The 17,201-nt window shown below is 54.5% G+C and carries 18 protein-coding genes; 10 read left to right on the top strand and 8 right to left on the bottom strand.

Features of this window, described 5'->3' with window-relative positions; genetic code table 11:
- Window positions 1–83 precede the first annotated feature (83 nt).
- On the top strand, window positions 84–1,529 hold the full coding sequence (gene tldD / locus ACEPLT_RS20175) for a metalloprotease TldD (RefSeq protein ID WP_021242283.1): 1,446 nt from the start codon (window positions 84–86) through the stop codon (window positions 1,527–1,529).
- Window positions 1,530–1,574: 45 nt separating this feature from the next.
- Here tldD and ACEPLT_RS20170 read toward each other — a convergent pair whose 3' ends face one another.
- The gene (locus ACEPLT_RS20170; RefSeq protein WP_032664521.1) at window positions 1,575–2,189 is read right to left on the bottom strand and encodes a YagU family protein; all 615 of its coding nucleotides are present in this window, start codon (window positions 2,187–2,189) and stop codon (window positions 1,575–1,577) included.
- Window positions 2,190–2,408: 219 nt separating this feature from the next.
- Window positions 2,409–3,335, bottom strand: a complete 927-nt coding sequence (gene aaeR / locus ACEPLT_RS20165) for an HTH-type transcriptional activator AaeR (RefSeq protein ID WP_008502843.1) — start codon at window positions 3,333–3,335, stop codon at window positions 2,409–2,411.
- A gap of 179 nt (window positions 3,336–3,514) precedes the next feature.
- Here aaeR and aaeX point away from each other — a divergent pair, with 179 nt between their 5' ends.
- From aaeX to ACEPLT_RS20140, 5 genes are all read left to right on the top strand, one after another.
- Entirely contained in the window at window positions 3,515–3,718 is a 204-nt protein-coding gene (aaeX, locus tag ACEPLT_RS20160) for a p-hydroxybenzoic acid efflux pump operon protein AaeX (RefSeq protein ID WP_003860416.1), read from the top strand.
- Between the two features lie 7 nt (window positions 3,719–3,725).
- Complete coding sequence (aaeA, locus tag ACEPLT_RS20155; RefSeq protein ID WP_021242282.1) at window positions 3,726–4,658, top strand: p-hydroxybenzoic acid efflux pump subunit AaeA; 933 nt, start codon at window positions 3,726–3,728, stop codon at window positions 4,656–4,658.
- A 5-nt stretch (window positions 4,659–4,663) separates the two neighbouring features.
- Window positions 4,664–6,631, top strand: coding sequence for a p-hydroxybenzoic acid efflux pump subunit AaeB (gene aaeB, locus ACEPLT_RS20150; protein ID WP_008502841.1), 1,968 nt, complete (start codon window positions 4,664–4,666; stop codon window positions 6,629–6,631).
- Between the two features lie 90 nt (window positions 6,632–6,721).
- Window positions 6,722–8,176 carry an NAD-dependent succinate-semialdehyde dehydrogenase gene (locus ACEPLT_RS20145; protein ID WP_232927481.1) on the top strand — a complete coding sequence of 485 codons (1,455 nt, stop codon included), beginning with the start codon at window positions 6,722–6,724 and terminating at the stop codon, window positions 8,174–8,176.
- A gap of 45 nt (window positions 8,177–8,221) precedes the next feature.
- Window positions 8,222–8,494 carry a barstar family protein gene (locus ACEPLT_RS20140; protein ID WP_008502839.1) on the top strand — a complete coding sequence of 91 codons (273 nt, stop codon included), beginning with the start codon at window positions 8,222–8,224 and terminating at the stop codon, window positions 8,492–8,494.
- Window positions 8,495–8,555: 61 nt separating this feature from the next.
- Here the strand turns inward: ACEPLT_RS20140 and yhcN (ACEPLT_RS20135) are convergent, their stop codons facing one another.
- The 3 genes from yhcN (ACEPLT_RS20135) to argR all read right to left on the bottom strand — a co-directional run bounded on the left by yhcN (ACEPLT_RS20135) (window position 8,556) and on the right by argR (window position 10,042).
- On the bottom strand, window positions 8,556–8,822 hold the full coding sequence (gene yhcN, locus ACEPLT_RS20135; RefSeq protein WP_008502838.1) for a peroxide/acid stress response protein YhcN: 267 nt from the start codon (window positions 8,820–8,822) through the stop codon (window positions 8,556–8,558).
- Window positions 8,823–8,932: 110 nt separating this feature from the next.
- Window positions 8,933–9,196 carry a peroxide/acid stress response protein YhcN gene (yhcN, locus tag ACEPLT_RS20130; RefSeq protein ID WP_008502837.1) on the bottom strand — a complete coding sequence of 88 codons (264 nt, stop codon included), beginning with the start codon at window positions 9,194–9,196 and terminating at the stop codon, window positions 8,933–8,935.
- Between the two features lie 375 nt (window positions 9,197–9,571).
- Window positions 9,572–10,042: a transcriptional regulator ArgR gene (gene argR, locus ACEPLT_RS20125; protein WP_008502836.1), complete on the bottom strand. Its 471-nt coding sequence runs from the start codon at window positions 10,040–10,042 to the stop codon at window positions 9,572–9,574.
- Window positions 10,043–10,439: 397 nt separating this feature from the next.
- Here argR and mdh point away from each other — a divergent pair, with 397 nt between their 5' ends.
- Window positions 10,440–11,378, top strand: coding sequence for a malate dehydrogenase (mdh, locus tag ACEPLT_RS20120; RefSeq protein WP_008502835.1), 939 nt, complete (start codon window positions 10,440–10,442; stop codon window positions 11,376–11,378).
- A gap of 55 nt (window positions 11,379–11,433) precedes the next feature.
- Here the strand turns inward: mdh and degS are convergent, their stop codons facing one another.
- From degS to zapG, 3 genes are all read right to left on the bottom strand, one after another.
- Window positions 11,434–12,501: an outer membrane-stress sensor serine endopeptidase DegS gene (degS, locus tag ACEPLT_RS20115; protein ID WP_008502834.1), complete on the bottom strand. Its 1,068-nt coding sequence runs from the start codon at window positions 12,499–12,501 to the stop codon at window positions 11,434–11,436.
- Window positions 12,502–12,592: 91 nt separating this feature from the next.
- Complete coding sequence (gene degQ, locus ACEPLT_RS20110) at window positions 12,593–13,960, bottom strand: serine endoprotease DegQ (protein ID WP_021242281.1); 1,368 nt, start codon at window positions 13,958–13,960, stop codon at window positions 12,593–12,595.
- A 171-nt stretch (window positions 13,961–14,131) separates the two neighbouring features.
- The gene (zapG, locus tag ACEPLT_RS20105) at window positions 14,132–14,530 is read right to left on the bottom strand and encodes a Z-ring associated protein ZapG (RefSeq protein ID WP_008502832.1); all 399 of its coding nucleotides are present in this window, start codon (window positions 14,528–14,530) and stop codon (window positions 14,132–14,134) included.
- Between the two features lie 189 nt (window positions 14,531–14,719).
- On the opposite strand from zapG, the gene zapE reads away from it, so the two are divergent.
- The 3 genes from zapE (at window position 14,720) to rpsI (ending at window position 16,980) form a co-directional block, all read left to right on the top strand.
- Entirely contained in the window at window positions 14,720–15,844 is a 1,125-nt protein-coding gene (gene zapE / locus ACEPLT_RS20100) for a cell division protein ZapE (protein WP_032675556.1), read from the top strand.
- Window positions 15,845–16,143: 299 nt separating this feature from the next.
- The gene (gene rplM / locus ACEPLT_RS20095; protein WP_003860434.1) at window positions 16,144–16,572 is read left to right on the top strand and encodes a 50S ribosomal protein L13; all 429 of its coding nucleotides are present in this window, start codon (window positions 16,144–16,146) and stop codon (window positions 16,570–16,572) included.
- Window positions 16,573–16,587: 15 nt separating this feature from the next.
- On the top strand, window positions 16,588–16,980 hold the full coding sequence (gene rpsI, locus ACEPLT_RS20090; protein WP_003860436.1) for a 30S ribosomal protein S9: 393 nt from the start codon (window positions 16,588–16,590) through the stop codon (window positions 16,978–16,980).
- Window positions 16,981–17,201 lie beyond the last annotated feature (221 nt).

Raw genomic sequence — 17,201 nt, 5'->3', positions numbered from 1 at the left:
TTGACGTGGGCAGGTAATTGCCTCACTCTCAATAAATACGATCTTTATACCGCCACGGGCGGCAACGAACGAGTAGCAATACGATGAGTCTGAACCTGGTAAGTGAACATTTGCTCGCAGCGAACGGCCTGAACCATCAGGACCTGTTCTCCATTCTTGGTCAACTGACCGAACGCCGTCTCGACTACGGCGACCTTTATTTCCAGTCGAGCTATCACGAATCCTGGGTTTTAGAAGACAGCATCATTAAAGATGGCTCTTACAACATCGACCAGGGCGTTGGCGTCCGCGCCGTCAGCGGGGAGAAAACCGGTTTTGCGTATGCCGATCAGATTAGCCTCGCCGCACTTGAGCAGAGCGCGCAGGCCGCGCGCACCATTGTGCGTGATACCGGCGATGGTCGCGTGAAAACCCTGGGAGAAGTGCAGCACTCTGCGCTCTATACCAGCATCGATCCGCTGCAGAGCATGAGCCGTGAAGAGAAGCTGGATATCCTGCGCCGCGTGGACAAAGTGGCGCGCGCGGCAGATAAACGCGTGCAGGAAGTTTCAGCCAGCCTGAGCGGTGTGTATGAACTGATTCTGGTGGCGGCAACGGACGGTACCCTGGCGGCAGATGTCCGTCCGCTGGTGCGTCTCTCTATCAGCGTGCAGGTCGATGAGGACGGCAAACGCGAGCGCGGTTCAAGCGGCGGCGGCGGTCGTTTTGGCTATGACTGGTTCCTGGGCGACGTTGACGGTGAAGCGCGCGCTGACGCGTGGGCAAAAGAAGCCGTGCGCATGGCGCTGGTGAATCTGAATGCCGTCGCGGCGCCGGCGGGTTCATTCCCGGTGGTGCTGGGTGCCGGCTGGCCGGGCGTGCTGCTGCATGAGGCGGTGGGCCATGGTCTGGAAGGCGACTTTAACCGTCGCGGAACGTCGGTATTCAGCGGTCAGATTGGTCAACTTGTCTCCTCTGAACTGTGCACCGTGGTGGATGATGGCACCATGCGCGATCGTCGCGGCTCGGTGGCTATCGACGATGAAGGTACGCCCGGCCAGTACAACGTGCTGATCGAAAACGGCGTGCTGAAAGGCTACATGCAGGACAAACTCAACGCGCGCCTGATGGGCGTTGCGCCAACGGGTAACGGCCGTCGTGAGTCCTACGCGCACCTGCCGATGCCGCGCATGACCAATACCTACATGCTGCCGGGCAAATCCACGCCGCAGGAGATTATCGAATCCGTTGATTACGGTATCTTTGCGCCTAACTTTGGCGGCGGCCAGGTGGATATCACCTCCGGTAAGTTTGTCTTCTCTACCTCAGAAGCGTATCTGATCGAAAAGGGCAAAGTGACCAAAGCGGTGAAAGGTGCAACGCTGATCGGCTCCGGTATTGAAGCCATGCAGCAGATCTCAATGGTCGGTAACGATCTCAAGCTGGATAACGGCGTGGGCGTCTGCGGTAAAGAGGGCCAGAGCCTGCCGGTGGGCGTGGGCCAGCCAACGCTGAAAGTAGACAACCTGACGGTGGGCGGCACAGCCTGACCTGAGCAAACATAAAAAAGGCGCTACAGATGTAGCGCCTTTTTTTTAACGTAAGTTACCCAGCGGTATCTCCGGATCCGGCTCGTGTGTGATGCGGTTACGCAAGTCACGACGAATAATTTCGATCGACCAGAACCAGACCAGATGGCCCACGATCTCTGACACGTGTTCATACCACGGCAGTTCAAACAGCGGTGGCGTCAACCCCATCAGCGGGAAGGAGATCATATGCACAAAGAGCTGAGCTAACGCACCCGCCAGCAAACCCTGCCAGAGTTTAATTTTCGGGAAGACTTCAGCCACGACACAATAGCCAACAGCGAAGACGATGGAGAAAATAATATGCGTTACGCCGACCCAGTTAAATATATGTCCGGCAAATGTATAAACTGCTGCGTTAGGATCGACAACGCCAAGCCAGTCACGTAAAAATACATAGGGAGGGTTTAAAAAATTGCGGGAGCAGTCAATCTGCCCTGCGGCTCTTATTAAGTGCTCAGGTCCGCATGCGCCGGTGAATAAGTCGGCGGGGCTGCGTGGCGGAAGCGGCACTTCGGCTCCCCATTTGACAAAAGCGGAGACGATCCCTGCAATTAAACCGATGAACGCGGCGAGTCCATAGCGCCTGCGTGAAGGCGGTGTTTGTTCAAATAGATTCATTTCTTTTCCTTGTTTAACGTCATCCTGCGAAATACATTTTATTATTCATATCAGCAACAAATTAATAACAGCCTGACGAGCAGACTGCTTATAAAGTAATGGGCTGATGGCGGTAGTGTCAATTAGCTATTCCTGATAGTGGCGAAGGAATATTCCTGAATGAATACGGGATTCATCCTGGGAATATTCATCGGTCCTATACGTTCTGGAATAAATGGATTATTCCTTTCGTCTTCCCCGCATCCCCTGAAACAGCTCCGCCACGTCCACAAAATACTCGGTCAGATAGTTAATACACACCTGGACTTTCAGCGGGAGCTTGTCTTTTTCGGTATACAGGGCGTACACCGGACGCGGATCGGATTGGTAGCGCGGGAAGAGGATCTCCAGCACGCCGCTGTTAATTTCGTTGATCACCCACATCAGCGGCACGTAGGCGATCCCGGCGCCAGCCACCAGCCAGCGCGAAATGGTCATGGGGTCGTTAGTGACAAACCGCCCCTCCGGCAGCAGTTTGGTGGAGATCCCTTCCGGGGCAATCAGCTCAAATTCATTGTCGGGCCGCACGCTGTACTCCAGCCACGAGTGGTTGGTGAGATCGGCAGGTTTCTCCGGCACACCGTACTGGGCCAGATAGCTCTTCGAAGCGCAGACGACCATCGGCATGCTGCCCAGCCGACGCGAGAACAGGCTGGAATCCTGCAGCGCGCCGACGCGGATCACCACGTCCAGGCCGTCGGCAATCAGATCCGGCGCCGGGATACCCGTCACCAGATTGACGGTAAGCCCGGGGTACTCTTTCAGCATATCCGCCGTCATGGCAGCGAGAACATTTTGTGCCATAGTTGAAGAACACCCGATGCGCAGCGTGCCGATGGGGGTGTTGTTGAAGGCGTAGAGCTGTTCGTGAACATCCCGCACTTCCAGAAGCATGCGACGACAGCCCTGATAGTAAATTTTACCCGCTTCCGTCAGACCAATGCTGCGGGTACTGCGGTTGAGCAGCTTGACCTGAAGCTCATCTTCCAGTTTGGACACCGTCTGGCTGATAGAGGAGACGCTCATCTGAAGCTGGCGTGCAGCGGCGGTAAAGGAGCCCAGTTCAACCACTTTGGCGAAGACTGACATGCGTTTTAAACGTTCCATTGTTCACTCTGGCTTAAAAGTGATTTAGATCACATATTATAGATAACAGCATAACAGTTACGTTAATATATTATTAATTACATAACGGCTGCGCCATTCTCGCCCGGCGTTTCTTGCTCTCCTGCGGTGGCGTGCGCTAAAAAATTCTGAAGCCTGCACTCTCTCTTATCAAGGTCAACATGAGTCTGTTTCCCGTTATCGTGGTGTTCGGTCTGTCGTTCCCACCGATATTTTTCGAGCTTCTTTTATCACTGGCGATCTTCTGGCTGGTGCGCAAGGTGCTGGTCCCTACCGGGATCTACGATTTCGTCTGGCACCCTGCATTGTTCAATACCGCGCTGTATTGCTGCCTGTTTTACCTGATATCGCGCATGTTTGTCTGAGGTTGATGTGAAAACGCTAACAAGAAAAATCTCCCGCACTGCCATCACCATGGCGCTGGTTATCCTCGCCTTCATTGCCATTTTCCGCGCCTGGGTCTATTACACCGAATCACCGTGGACGCGTGATGCACGCTTCAGCGCCGATGTGGTGGCCATCGCCCCTGACGTGGCCGGTCTTATCACGGCGGTTAACGTTCACGATAACCAGCTGGTGAAAAAAGATCAGGTTCTGTTCACCATCGACCAGCCTCGTTACCAGAAAGCGCTGGAAGAGGCGGAAGCGGACGTGGCCTATTACCAGGCGCTGGCTGCGGAGAAACGCCGTGAGGCGGGCCGCCGTAATCAGCTTGGCGTTCAGGCAATGTCCCGTGAAGAGATTGACCAGTCCAACAACGTGCTGCAAACCGTGCTGCACCAGCTGGCGAAAGCAGAAGCAACGCGCGATCTGGCGAAGCTCGATCTGGAGCGTACCGTGATCCGCGCGCCGTCTGATGGCTGGGTGACCAACCTTAACGTCTATGCCGGGGAATTCATTACCCGTGGCTCAACCGCCGTGGCGCTGGTGAAACAGAACTCTTTCTATGTACTCGCCTATATGGAAGAGACCAAGCTGGAAGGCGTACGTCCCGGCTATCGGGCAGAAATCACGCCGCTGGGCAGCAACCGCGTCTTTAAAGGTACCGTCGACAGCGTCGCCGCAGGGGTGACCAACTCCAGCAGTTCGCGTGATGCAAAAGGGATGGCAACGGTGGATTCCAACCTCGAGTGGGTGCGTCTGGCCCAGCGCGTGCCGGTCCGTATCCACCTGGATGAACAGCAGGGCAATCTGTGGCCTGCGGGTACCACGGCGACGGTGGTGATTACCGGTGAAAAAGATCGGGATGCCAGCCAGGACTCATTCTTCCGTAAAATCGCCCACCGTCTGCGCGAGTTTGGTTAATCGCTATGGGCATCTTTTCCATCGCCAGCCAGCACATTCGCTTCGCCGTGAAGCTGGCGTGTGCCATTGTGCTGGCGCTGTTTGTTGGCTTCCACTTCCAGCTTGAGACCCCGCGCTGGGCAGTGCTGACGGCCGCGATTGTCGCGGCGGGTCCCGCCTTTGCCGCGGGTGGGGAACCCTATTCAGGCGCGATCCGCTATCGCGGAATGCTGCGTATCATCGGGACGTTCATCGGCTGTATCGCGGCGCTCACCATTATTATCCTGATGATCCGCACGCCGCTGCTGATGCTGATGGTGTGCTGTATCTGGGCGGGCTTCTGCACCTGGATCTCGTCTCTGGTGAAAGTGGAGAACTCCTATGCCTGGGGTCTGGCGGGCTATACCGCGCTGATTATTATCATCACCATCCAGTCCGAGCCGCTGCTGGCTCCGCAGTTTGCGGTGGAGCGATGCAGTGAGATTGTCATTGGTATCGTGAGTGCAATTGTCGCGGACCTGCTGTTCTCCCCGCGCTCCATCAAGCAGGAAGTCGACCGAGAGCTTGATGCGCTGATTGTCGCCCAGTACCAGCTGATGCAGCTCTGCATTAAGCACGGCGACAGCGAAGAGGTGGATAAAGCCTGGAGCGGGCTGGTTCGCCGGACGCAGGCGCTGGAAGGGATGCGCAGCAATCTCAATATGGAGTCGTCACGCTGGGCTCGCGCTAACCGTCGTCTGAAAGCCCTTAATACGGTCTCGTTAACGCTGATTACCCAGGCATGTGAAACCTACCTGATTCAGAACACGCGCCCGGAAGTGGTCACCGATACGTTCCGCGAACTGTTCGCTGAGCCAGTGGAAACGGTGCAGGACGTGCACAAGCAGCTTAAGCGTATGCGCAGGGTTATTGCCTGGACAGGAGAACGTGACACGCCGGTAACGATCTACACCTGGGTCGGCGCCGCGACGCGCTACCTGCTGCTGAAACGCGGCGTGATCGGGAATACCAAAATCAGCGCGGCGGAAGAAGAGGTACTGCAGGGCGAAGTGGTGATCAAGCCGGAATCCGCCGAGCGCCATCACGCGATGGTCAACTTCTGGCGTACGACGCTTGCCTGTATGCTCGGCACGCTGTTCTGGCTGTGGACGGGCTGGACGTCCGGCAGCGGCGCGATGGTGATGATTGCCGTCGTGACCGCACTGGCGATGCGTCTGCCTAACCCGCGTATGGTCGCCATCGATTTCCTGTACGGCACCCTTGCCGCCCTGCCGATCGGCGCGCTCTATTTTCTGGTCATCATCCCGTCGACGCAGCAGAGCATGCTGCTGCTCTGTATTAGCCTGGCGGTGATGGCGTTCTTTATCGGTATAGAAGTGCAAAAGCGGCGTCTGGGATCGCTGGGGGCGCTGGCGAGTACGATTAACATCATCGTGCTGGATAACCCGATGACGTTCCATTTCAGCCAGTTCCTCGACAGCGCGTTAGGTCAGCTGGTGGGCTGTTTCCTGGCGATGATGGTGATTCTGCTGGTCCGCGATAATTCGCAGGCAAGAACGGGCCGCGTGCTGTTGAACCAGTTTGTGTCGGCCGCCGTGTCGTCGATGACAACCAACACCGCGCGCCGCAAAGAGAACCACCTGCCCGCGCTCTACCAGCAGCTGTTTTTACTGCTGAACAAGTTCCCGGGCGACATTGCGAAGTTCCGCCTGGCGCTGACCATGATCATTGCACACCAGCGTCTGCGCAATGCGCCGGTGCCGATCAACGACGATCTGTCGGCCTGGCACCGCCAGCTGCGTCGTACCGCGGACCACGTGCTTTCCGCCAGCAGTGATGACAAACGACGTCGCTACTTTACGCAGCTGCTTGCAGAGCTTGATATCTACCAGGAGAAGCTTAAAACCTGGGAAGCGCCGCCTCAGGTGACCGAGCCGGTAGGACGGCTGGTGTTGATGCTGCATCGCTACCAGAATGCCCTCACGGATAGCTGACTGAAGTAAAAAAACCGACGCCAAAAGCGTCGGTTTTTTTGTAGCTATACTTATTCCAGCACGTTCTTACATTTCAGGAAGGGAGGACACATGACGACCCAGGCGCTTCAGGATCACATCCTTTTTCAGACTGGTTATCTGGTCAACGGGATCTGGAAAACGCTGGACACGACCTTCGATGTGCTTAACCCCGCTACCGGGGAAGTCATCGCGAAAGTCGCGAAAGCGGGTAAAGCACAAACCGAAGAGGCTATCGCAGCGGCCACCAAAGCCTTCCCGGCCTGGCGTGCCAAAACCGCGAAAGAGCGCTCGGCGATTCTTTATCGCTGGTACGAACTGATTATTGAGAATAAAAGCTGGCTCGGGCAGTTAATGACCACCGAGCAGGGCAAGCCGCTGAAAGAAGCGGAAGGTGAGGTGGAGTACGCTGCCAGCTTTATCCAGTGGTTTGCCGAAGAGGCCAAGCGCGCCAACGGGGAAATTATTCCGCCTGTCAAACCCAGCTCGCGCATTCTGGCGACCCGCGAACCCATAGGCGTGGTGGCGGCGATAACGCCGTGGAACTTCCCAATGGCCATGCTCACCCGCAAATTAGGCCCGGCGCTGGCTGCGGGGTGCACCGGAGTGATCAAACCGGCCAATAACACGCCGCTCAGTGCCTTTGCGCTGCTCACCCTGGCAAAACAGGCCGGCGTACCCGACGGCGTGCTCAACGCCGTGGCCGGGAATACCCATGAAATCAGCGATGCGATTATGGCAAGCCGAGACGTGCGTAAAATCTCCTTTACCGGCTCGACCTCCGTCGGCAAAACGCTGGTGCGTAATGCTGCCGAAACCATGAAAAAAGTCTCGATGGAGCTGGGGGGAAATGCCCCGTATATCGTTTTTGAGGATGCAGATATCGACGCGGCGGTGAAGGGGGCGATTGCCAACAAGTTCCGCAATGCCGGGCAGGTCTGCGTCAGCGTGAACCGTTTTTATATTCAGGAAACCGTCTACGACAAGTTTGTGAATAAACTTGCCGATGCCGTGAAGGCGCTCAAGGTGGGGAATGGCCTTGACGAGGGCGTCGTTGTCGGACCGCTGATTGAATCTGCTGCGGTCGACAAGGTGCGTGAGCATGTCGACGATGCCGTCTCCCGGGGGGCAACCGTACTGGCAGGGGGGAAGCCCCATCCGCTTGGCGGGAATTTCTGGATGCCAACCGTGCTGGGCGACTGCCATGAAGGCATGAAGCTGGCAGAAGAAGAGACGTTTGGCCCGGTTGCGGCGTGTTTCCGTTTCACCTCGGAAGATGAAGTTATCCAGCGTGCCAACAATACGCCCTACGGGCTGGCGGCTTACTTCTATACCCAGAATCTATCACGTGTTTTCCGCGTTTCCCAGGCGATCGAGAGCGGGATGATCGGCATTAACGAGTGTGCCGTCTCCACGGAACTGGGGCCCTTTGGTGGCGTGAAGGAGTCAGGCCTGGGTCGTGAGGGCTCCGTGCTGGGCCTGGAAGAGTATCTGGAAGTGAAAACCCTTCACATTGGGGGATTATAATAGACAGGGCGGCATCTGCCGCTCGCCTGGACTGGGTGGCTGGCAATGAAAACCTATACCTTTGATTTTGACGAGATCGACAGTCAGGAAGACTTCTACCGTGAGTTTATCCGGGTGTTTGATCTTGAACGGGAAAGCGTGACGAATCTGGATACGCTGTGGGACGTGGTGACCGGGAGTCTGCTGCCGCTACCGCTGGAAATTGAGTTCATCCATTTGCCCGATAAGCTGCGCAGACGTTTTGGCGCACTGATATTACTGTTCGATGAAGCGGAAGAAGAGCTGGAAGGGCAGCTGCGTTTTAACGCGCGGCACTGAATGAAAAAAGCCCCTGACCATCAGGCCAGGGGCAAGTCGTATGATGAGATACGACGAGGGTTTATTTATACAGTTCTGCAGTTGCATGCCAGTGGTCACCCTGATTCAGTTCGGTGACGCGATAGCTGCTGGCACCTGCTTTTTCAGCTTTGGCAGCCAGTTCGTGACGGATATCCATCGGAGAGCCGGTAACAGACGTCACGGAGATGCTGCCCATAGGCTGCAGATTTTGTGCCTGGTCGGCATTCACCTGCTGTACGGCTGCGCTTGCGCCGAAAGAGAGAACAGATGCCAGACCGAGGGTTGCGATGATCAATTTGGTTTTCATAGTCTTTACTCCTGAATAGGGTTTTTGCTCAACGGCGAGAAGGGTTGAACCGCTATTTTTATGCCTGGTGCCGTTGAGTGGAGATTTACGTGTTCAGTTATTACTAAAACTTATTTGTACAGCTCAGCGGTGGCGTGCCAGTGTGCACCAGAGCGCGCTTCGATGATGCGATAGGATGACGCACCCTTTTCTTCCGCTTTTTTGTTCAGCATCTCATGCATGTCCATTGGCGATGTGCCGACCGCGCCGACAGAAACCGTACCGATGGCCTGGCGGGATTGCGCCTGGTCAGCATTGATAGCGTCAGCCGCGAAGGCACCGAATGACAGGACAGACAGGACGCTCAGCGCCGCTACAGTTGATTTGATTTTCATGATTTTTACCTCGTCGAATTTTTTAGTGGGGTCTTGTTTCGTGACCCTCATCACAAAATCAAGTATACACTAATAACGGAAAAAATTAATACCAGACTAATGGTTTCTATTGTTATTACGTGTTAACCAGTCTTTTTTTTATAACCAAATTGCATAATATTGGGTATTTTTTGCACATTTTAGTTGGTTACGTCTAATGAAATCATATGGATATCAGCTTTTGATTTTTTGTGCGATTTTTTGATTTATCATTCACCAGGTGAATGTTAATGGGTGGTAAAAAGCACTATTTGTCAAAGGCAGAGGCAGTGAAAAAGAGGGGGAAACGGTGTGGAGGCAGAACGATCCCCGCAGCGGCGCTACGGGGAAAAGGGATTAGAGTTCCTGTTCGAACAGAACCAGAATCGCTTCGTGGAGATCTTTAACGGAAAAACCGCTGGCTGGCGTGGTAAAGATGGTGTCATCACCGGCGATAGTCCCGAGGATACCTTCCGTTTTACCCAATGAGTCCAGCATGCGGGCAATCAGCTGTGCGGCACCTGGGCTTGTGTGGATCACCACAACGGCATCGTTGTAGTCGATATCCAGAACCAGATTCTTGAGCGGGCTGGAGGTGGTCGGCACGCCAAGTTCAGCCGGCAGGCAATAGACCATCTCCATCTTGGCGTTACGGGTACGTACCGCGCCAAATTTCGTTAACATGCGGGAGACCTTCGACTGATTGATGTTGTCGAAGCCCTGTTCCTGCAGCGCCTGAACAATTTCTCCCTGAGAACTGAATTTCTCTTCTTTAAGTAGCGCTTTAAACGCCTTTACTAATTCTTCTTGCTTAGACGAGCTTCGCATAAGTCACCCGGAATATGACGATAGAAACAACATTATTATGCATGTGGATGAATTTTTATGCAAATTATCTACTCAGCGCCAGGCTGAAATAATGTTATGAAAGGGAGTGATTTTATCAGAATTCGTTATCAGAAAACATGCCTGGGTCACGCCGCGCAAATAAGCTTAAAAGTAAATTAAATGTTATCAAAATGATGTTGTTTTGGTGGCGGGGCAGGGTGTATTGTAACCACCTCTTAATTCGTTGCCGTCTGTCGTCAGATAGCCTTCTGAAGAGAGATAAAGTCGCGCGACCTCAAATTCTTTAGCTACGAAAATTGTAATTAAACACTTGCTGAATTATGGTCGCCGCAACGGATTTACAGATACTTAAGTTAACCATAATAAGGAGTTTAGGATGAAAGTCGCAGTCCTCGGCGCTGCTGGTGGTATCGGCCAGGCGCTTGCCCTACTACTGAAAACCCAACTGCCTTCAGGCTCAGAACTCTCCCTGTACGATATTGCTCCGGTAACCCCAGGCGTGGCGGTTGACCTGAGCCACATTCCTACCGCTGTAAAAATCAAAGGCTTCTCCGGTGAAGATGCGCGTCCTGCTCTGCAGGGTGCCGACGTGGTGCTGATTTCTGCAGGCGTGGCGCGTAAGCCAGGCATGGATCGTTCAGACCTGTTCAACGTCAACGCGGGCATCGTGAAAAACCTGGTGCAGCAGATTGCTGAAGTGTGCCCGAAAGCGTGCATCGGTATCATCACTAACCCGGTGAACACCACCGTTGCTATCGCGGCAGAAGTGCTCAAGAAAGCAGGTGTTTACGACAAAAACAAACTGTTCGGCGTAACCACGCTGGATATTATTCGCTCCAACACCTTTGTTGCAGAGCTGAAGGGCAAACAGCCAACAGAAGTGGAAGTGCCGGTCATCGGCGGTCACTCTGGCGTTACCATCCTGCCTCTGCTGTCGCAGATCCCAGGCGTGAGCTTCACCGAGCAGGAAGTGGCTGACCTGACTAAACGCATCCAGAACGCGGGCACCGAAGTGGTGGAAGCGAAGGCGGGTGGCGGTTCTGCAACCCTGTCTATGGGCCAGGCGGCTGCACGTTTCGGTCTGTCACTGGTTCGCGCCCTGCAGGGCGAGAAAGGCGTTGTTGAATGCGCTTACGTTGAAGGCGATGGCGAACATGCTCGCTTCTTCTCTCAGCCGCTGCTGCTGGGCAAAAATGGTATCGAAGAGCGTAAATCCATTGGTACGCTGAGCGCGTTTGAACAACACGCGATGGAAGGCATGCTGGATACGCTGAAGAAAGATATCACCCTGGGCGAAGAGTTCGTTAACAAGTAATACGAACCGTCTCCCGGCAAAAAAACGGAGCTTATCGCTCCGTTTTTTATGCCTGTCAGTTCGTTGCCGGATATTCCTGAATGGTGACCTGCAGCGTCAGTTTCTTATCGTTGCGCATGACTTCAACAGGGATGATAGAGCCCGGGCGAATTTCTGCCACCTGGTCCATCGTCTCCAGCGCAGAAACCGCCGGCGTGCCGTTAACCGACACAATGACGTCATTGACCTGAATCCCCGCGTTGGCCGCCGGACCCCCTGGCGCCACCTCGTTCACCACGATGCCCTGGATCTGATCGATCCCGCCACCCTGGGTATGCATCGGCGCAATTTCACGGCCACCGATACCGATATAGCCGCGGATCACGCGTCCGTCGCGGATCAGCTTATCCATAATTTTGGTCGCCAGCTGGAACGGAATGGCAAAGCCGATGCCTTCCGGCGTCTCGCCGTCGTTACTCTTATCGAACGAGAGGGTGTTGATGCCCATCAGTTCGCCCAGCGAGTTGACCAGCGCACCGCCAGAGTTACCGTGGTTGATGGAGGCATCGGTTTGCAGGAAGTTCTGCCGCCCGGATGGGTTGAGGCCAATACGCCCGGTCGCGCTGATAATCCCCTGGGTGATGGTCTGGCCCAGGTTGTAAGGGTTACCAATCGCCAGGACGACGTCACCAATATGCGGGGTACGTTTACGGTTGATCGGGATGACCGGCAAACCGCCCGTGGCGTTAATCTTCAGGACGGCGAGGTCAGTCAGGCTGTCAGAGCCAACGAGTAATGCCTCAAACACGCGGCCATCCTGTAGGGCGACGATGATCTGGTCGGCATCGTTTATCACGTGCTTGTTGGTAATAATGTAGCCGCGCTCGTCCATGATTACCCCGGAGCCGAGAGTGCGGATCTCCAGCTGGTTATGGGCTGAGGTATTCAGGCCACGGTTATAGACGTTAACTACGGCAGGTGCGGCACGGCGAACGGCCTGGTTATAGGTGGCCGGCGTTTCATCCGTGCTATCGAACTGAGGGGCCGACAGTTTATTGAACTGACGTAAAGACGGCAGCGCCAGCAGCAGCAGGCCAGCGACAATCAAACCGATGACAATAGAACGTAAGAGCTTTAAAAGCATGATGCGCGTGTCGTTAAAAAAGGAACGATTTGCAGCATAACATGAGTTATCCGGACATCACACGCAGCGGTGATGTCCGGGTCGCAAATGCTTAGCGCAACAGAATATAGATAGACTCATTGCCGCGCATGACCTGCAGGGCAATAACCGCCGGTTTACTCTCCATCACCTTGCGCAGTTCGGCAATGGACTGCACGCGATTGCGGTTTACCCCAATGATCACATCTTCCTGATGCAATCCGGCCTGTGCGGCAGGGCTGCTCTTCTCAACGGTGTCGATGCGAATGCCTTTCGTACCGTCTTTCAGCTGTCCATCGCTCAGCGTCGCACCCTGCAGCGCCGGGGCGATCAGCTCCGCACTGGCAGAGGAGGAGGTGCTCTTATCCAGCGTCACTTCAACGTCCAGCGGCTTACCGTCACGGATCAGACCCAGCTTCACTTTGGCGCCGGGTTCGGTGGTCGCTATCCGCGAGCGCAGCTCGGCAAAGCTGCTCAGCGGCTTGTCGTTGAGGCTGACGATCACATCGCCCGATTTGATACCTGCTTTTGCCGAGCCGGAGTTAGGCAGCACTTCACTGACAAACGCCCCGCGCTGTACGTTGATGTTGAACGCTTTGGCGATATCGGCGCTCATCTCCATACCTTTAATACCCAGCAGCCCGCGTTTGATTTCGCCGAACTGAATGAGCTGCTGCGCCAGGGTTTTGGCCATATTGCTGGGAATCGCAAAACCGATCCCGATGCTGCCGCCACCCGGGGCCAGAATGGCTGTGTTGATCCCAATCAGCTCACCGTTAAGGTTAAGCAATGCCCCGCCGGAGTTCCCGCGGTTGATTGAGGCATCGGTCTGGATAAAGTTTTCCAGCCCTTCCAGATTGAGGCCGCTGCGTCCCAGCGCGGAGACGATCCCGGAAGTGGCGGTTTGCCCTAAGCCAAAGGGGTTACCCACGGCGACGGCAAAATCACCGACGCGCAGTTTGTCGGAGTCTGCGATGGCAATCTGGGTCAGGTTACTCGGGTTTTGTACCTGCAACAGCGCAATGTCGCTCTGGTCATCACCGCCAATCAGTTTGGCATCAAATTCGCGGCCATCGTTTAACTGGACGCTGATTTTATCGGCCTGGCTGATGACATGATTGTTAGTCAGAATGTAGCCTTTTGCCGCATCAATAATGACGCCGGAACCCAGGCCTTCAAAAGGCTGGGCCTGCTGGTCGGGAGACTCATCGCCAAAATATTTTTTCAGTTCTTCAGGGACGCGTTGGCTTTGTACCGCCGTGCCCTCAACCTGAACGCTGACCACCGCAGGCAACACTTTTTCCAGCATGGGGGCAAGGCTTGGAATGGCCGCCTGGCCAGGCACCTGGGAGGGAAGGGCGGCAAATACAGGGACGGACGCCGAGAGAGATAACCCGACACTTAACGCGATAGCGCTCAACAGCTGGTTTTTTTTCTTCATCGATGTTGACTCTCGTAACCTGGAATAAAGGAAAAACGGCCCCAAAAACACGTTGATGTTATTGAATTTTAAACCGCTGAACAATGAGGTGTTTAACTAAATGATAGCTGGGGTCAGGAAGAAAGGACGGGCGCAATCGCTGCGCCCGTAAAATAAATTCAGGTTGTGCGATTAATCGCGTTTTACACCGCCGCGCAGCAGGCCGGACGCGCCGTCTGAATAGTCGCGAGGCATCTGAACAGGCGCCTGGTCGTTACCGGCTTCAGAGTCTGCCAGACGGTTGCGGAACGGATTGGTTTCCGCCGTCATTTCCGGCAGCAGGCTGCTGGAGCTTTTTGCCATATGCTGATACAGCTGACGATAGTCGGTCGCCATGTTGTCCAGCAGCTCGGCGCTACGGGCAAAATGGCTGACCAGCTCTTCACGATACTCTTCCAGCTCGGCTTTGTTCTTTTCCAGTTCGTACTGCAGTGACTGCTGCTGACGCAATTTGCGATTACCGAAACGCATGGCCACAGCACCGATGACGATGCCGACGACTAAACCGATTAGCGCATATTCCCAGGTCATGAACTTCTCCCGTTGTCTTGTTGTTCCGTAGGGTGTTGGCTCGGCTCCTGCCTGTGCCTGATAATGCCACTATAACCGCTATTTCCGTAGAAGTGGAATCCTGACGTATCATCGCGTAGTGTAGAACGGCCTTTTTTTCATCAGTCACGTCTGCTGGTGAGCGTTAATTGAAGGAATAACAATAAGATTATGCAAAACCTGTCCCCTGCATCGCGATATCAACTGGCCCTAAACGAGGGCACTCATCAGCCGGATGACGTACAGCGTGAGGCGGTAAGTCGTCTGGAGATGATTTATCAGGAACTCACGGCCAAACCCGCTGAAACCGAACAGAATGGCGGGCTAAAGGCGGCATTTGGACGGTTGCTCGGAAAAAAAACGCCACAGGCCCACGCGCCGGTGCGCGGTCTTTATATGTGGGGCGGGGTCGGTCGCGGAAAAACCTGGCTGATGGACATGTTCTACCAGAGCCTGCCGGGGGCGCGTAAACAGCGTCTGCACTTCCACCGCTTTATGCTGCGTGTGCATGAAGAGCTGACTGCGCTGCAGGGTAAAAGCGATCCGCTGGAGATTGTGGCCGACAGGTTCAAGGCGGAAACGGACGTGCTCTGCTTCGATGAATTTTTTGTGTCTGACATCACCGATGCCATGCTGTTAGGCGGCCTGATGAAAGCGCTTTTTGCCCGCGGGATCACGCTGGTGACCACGTCGAATATTCCGCCGGATGAGCTTTACCGCAACGGCCTACAGCGGGCACGCTTCCTGCCTGCCATCGACGCCATTAAGCAGCATTGTGACATTATGAACGTTGATGCCGGTGTCGATTATCGCCTGCGCACCTTAACCCAGGCGCACCTGTGGCTCTCGCCGTTAAATGCAGAGACCACCCGCGAGATGGATAAACTCTGGCTGGCGCTGGCGGGGGCAAAACGCGAGCACGCCCCGGAACTCGAGATTAACCATCGCCCGCTGCCAACGCTCGGCGTTGAAAACCAAACGCTGGCGGTCTCCTTTACGACGCTGTGCGTTGATGCCCGCAGCCAGCACGACTACATTGCGCTTTCACGTCTGTTCCACACCGTGATGGTGCTGGATGTGCCGGTGATGACGCGGCTGATGGAGAGCGAGGCGCGGCGCTTCATCGCGATGGTGGACGAGTTTTACGAGCGCCACGTTAAGCTGGTGATTAGCGCCGAGGTTCCTTTATATGAGATCTACCAGGGGGAGCGGCTAAAGTTTGAGTTCCAGCGCTGCCTGTCTCGCCTGCAGGAGATGCAGAGCGAGGAATACCTGAAGCTGGAGCATATGCCATAAACGCCACCCTCTCCCTGTGAAGGGGGACTTGTCGGCCGGGTAAGGCGCAGCCGCCACCCGGCATTTTCCACCGCCTCGAAAAACCCAATTTGAATCACATTTAAGGGTCGATCTTTGACCTCAACTTCTCTATAATCTTGCGACCCCACGTTACGAGAAGGTTTTTTTCCCGAAACTTTCTATGTGTCGGCATGTGCTATTCGAAGGGGTAGGTTTGCCGGACTTTGTCGTGTGAACCTCAACTGACTAAACGTTTGGGTGTTCACCAACGTGTAACTTATTATTTGGGTAAGCTTTTAATGAAAACTTTTACAGCTAAACCAGAAACCGTACAGCGCGACTGGTATGTTGTTGACGCGACCGGTAAAACTCTGGGCCGTCTGGCTACTGAACTGGCTCGTCGCCTGCGCGGTAAGCACAAAGCGGAATACACTCCGCACGTTGATACCGGTGATTACATCATCGTTCTGAACGCTGACAAAGTTGCTGTTACCGGCAACAAGCGTACTGACAAAATGTACTACCACCACACCGGCCACATCGGTGGTATCAAAGAAGCGACCTTTGAAGAGATGATTGCCCGCCGTCCTGAGCGTGTGATTGAAATCGCGGTTAAAGGCATGCTGCCAAAAGGCCCGCTGGGTCGTGCTATGTTCCGTAAACTGAAAGTTTACGCAGGCAACGAGCACAACCACGCGGCACAGCAACCGCAAGTTCTTGACATCTAATCGGGATTATAGGCAATGGCTGAAAATCAATACTACGGCACTGGTCGCCGCAAAAGTTCCGCAGCTCGCGTTTTCATCAAACCGGGCAGTGGTAAAATCGTAATCAACCAGCGTTCTCTGGAACAGTACTTCGGTCGCGAAACTGCCCGCATGGTAGTTCGCCAGCCGCTGGAACTGGTTGATATGGTAGAAAAACTGGATCTGTACATCACCGTTAAAGGTGGTGGTATCTCCGGTCAGGCAGGTGCGATCCGTCACGGTATCACCCGCGCTCTGATGGAGTACGACGAATCCCTGCGTTCTGAACTGCGTAAAGCTGGCTTCGTTACTCGTGACGCGCGTCAGGTTGAACGTAAGAAAGTGGGTCTGCGTAAAGCACGTCGTCGTCCACAGTTCTCCAAACGTTAATCCATTCTGCTTACGCAGAACGATTGGCGAAAAACCCGCTTCGGCGGGTTTTTTTATGGATAATGCGCAGGTTATCCACAATATCCATGCATATATCTTCTCTTTTTCCACATTTCCAGAATCCCCTCACCACAAAGCCATCAAAATCTGGTAAACTATCATCCAATTTTCTGCCCAAATATCGGTGAATACTCGATTTTTGTTCGATTCTTGAACAATGT

This window comes from Enterobacter sp. fkY84-1, from assembly GCF_052974705.1.
The sequence above is the reverse complement of the archived record's forward strand: the minus strand, read 5'-3'. Positions and strand labels throughout refer to the sequence as shown.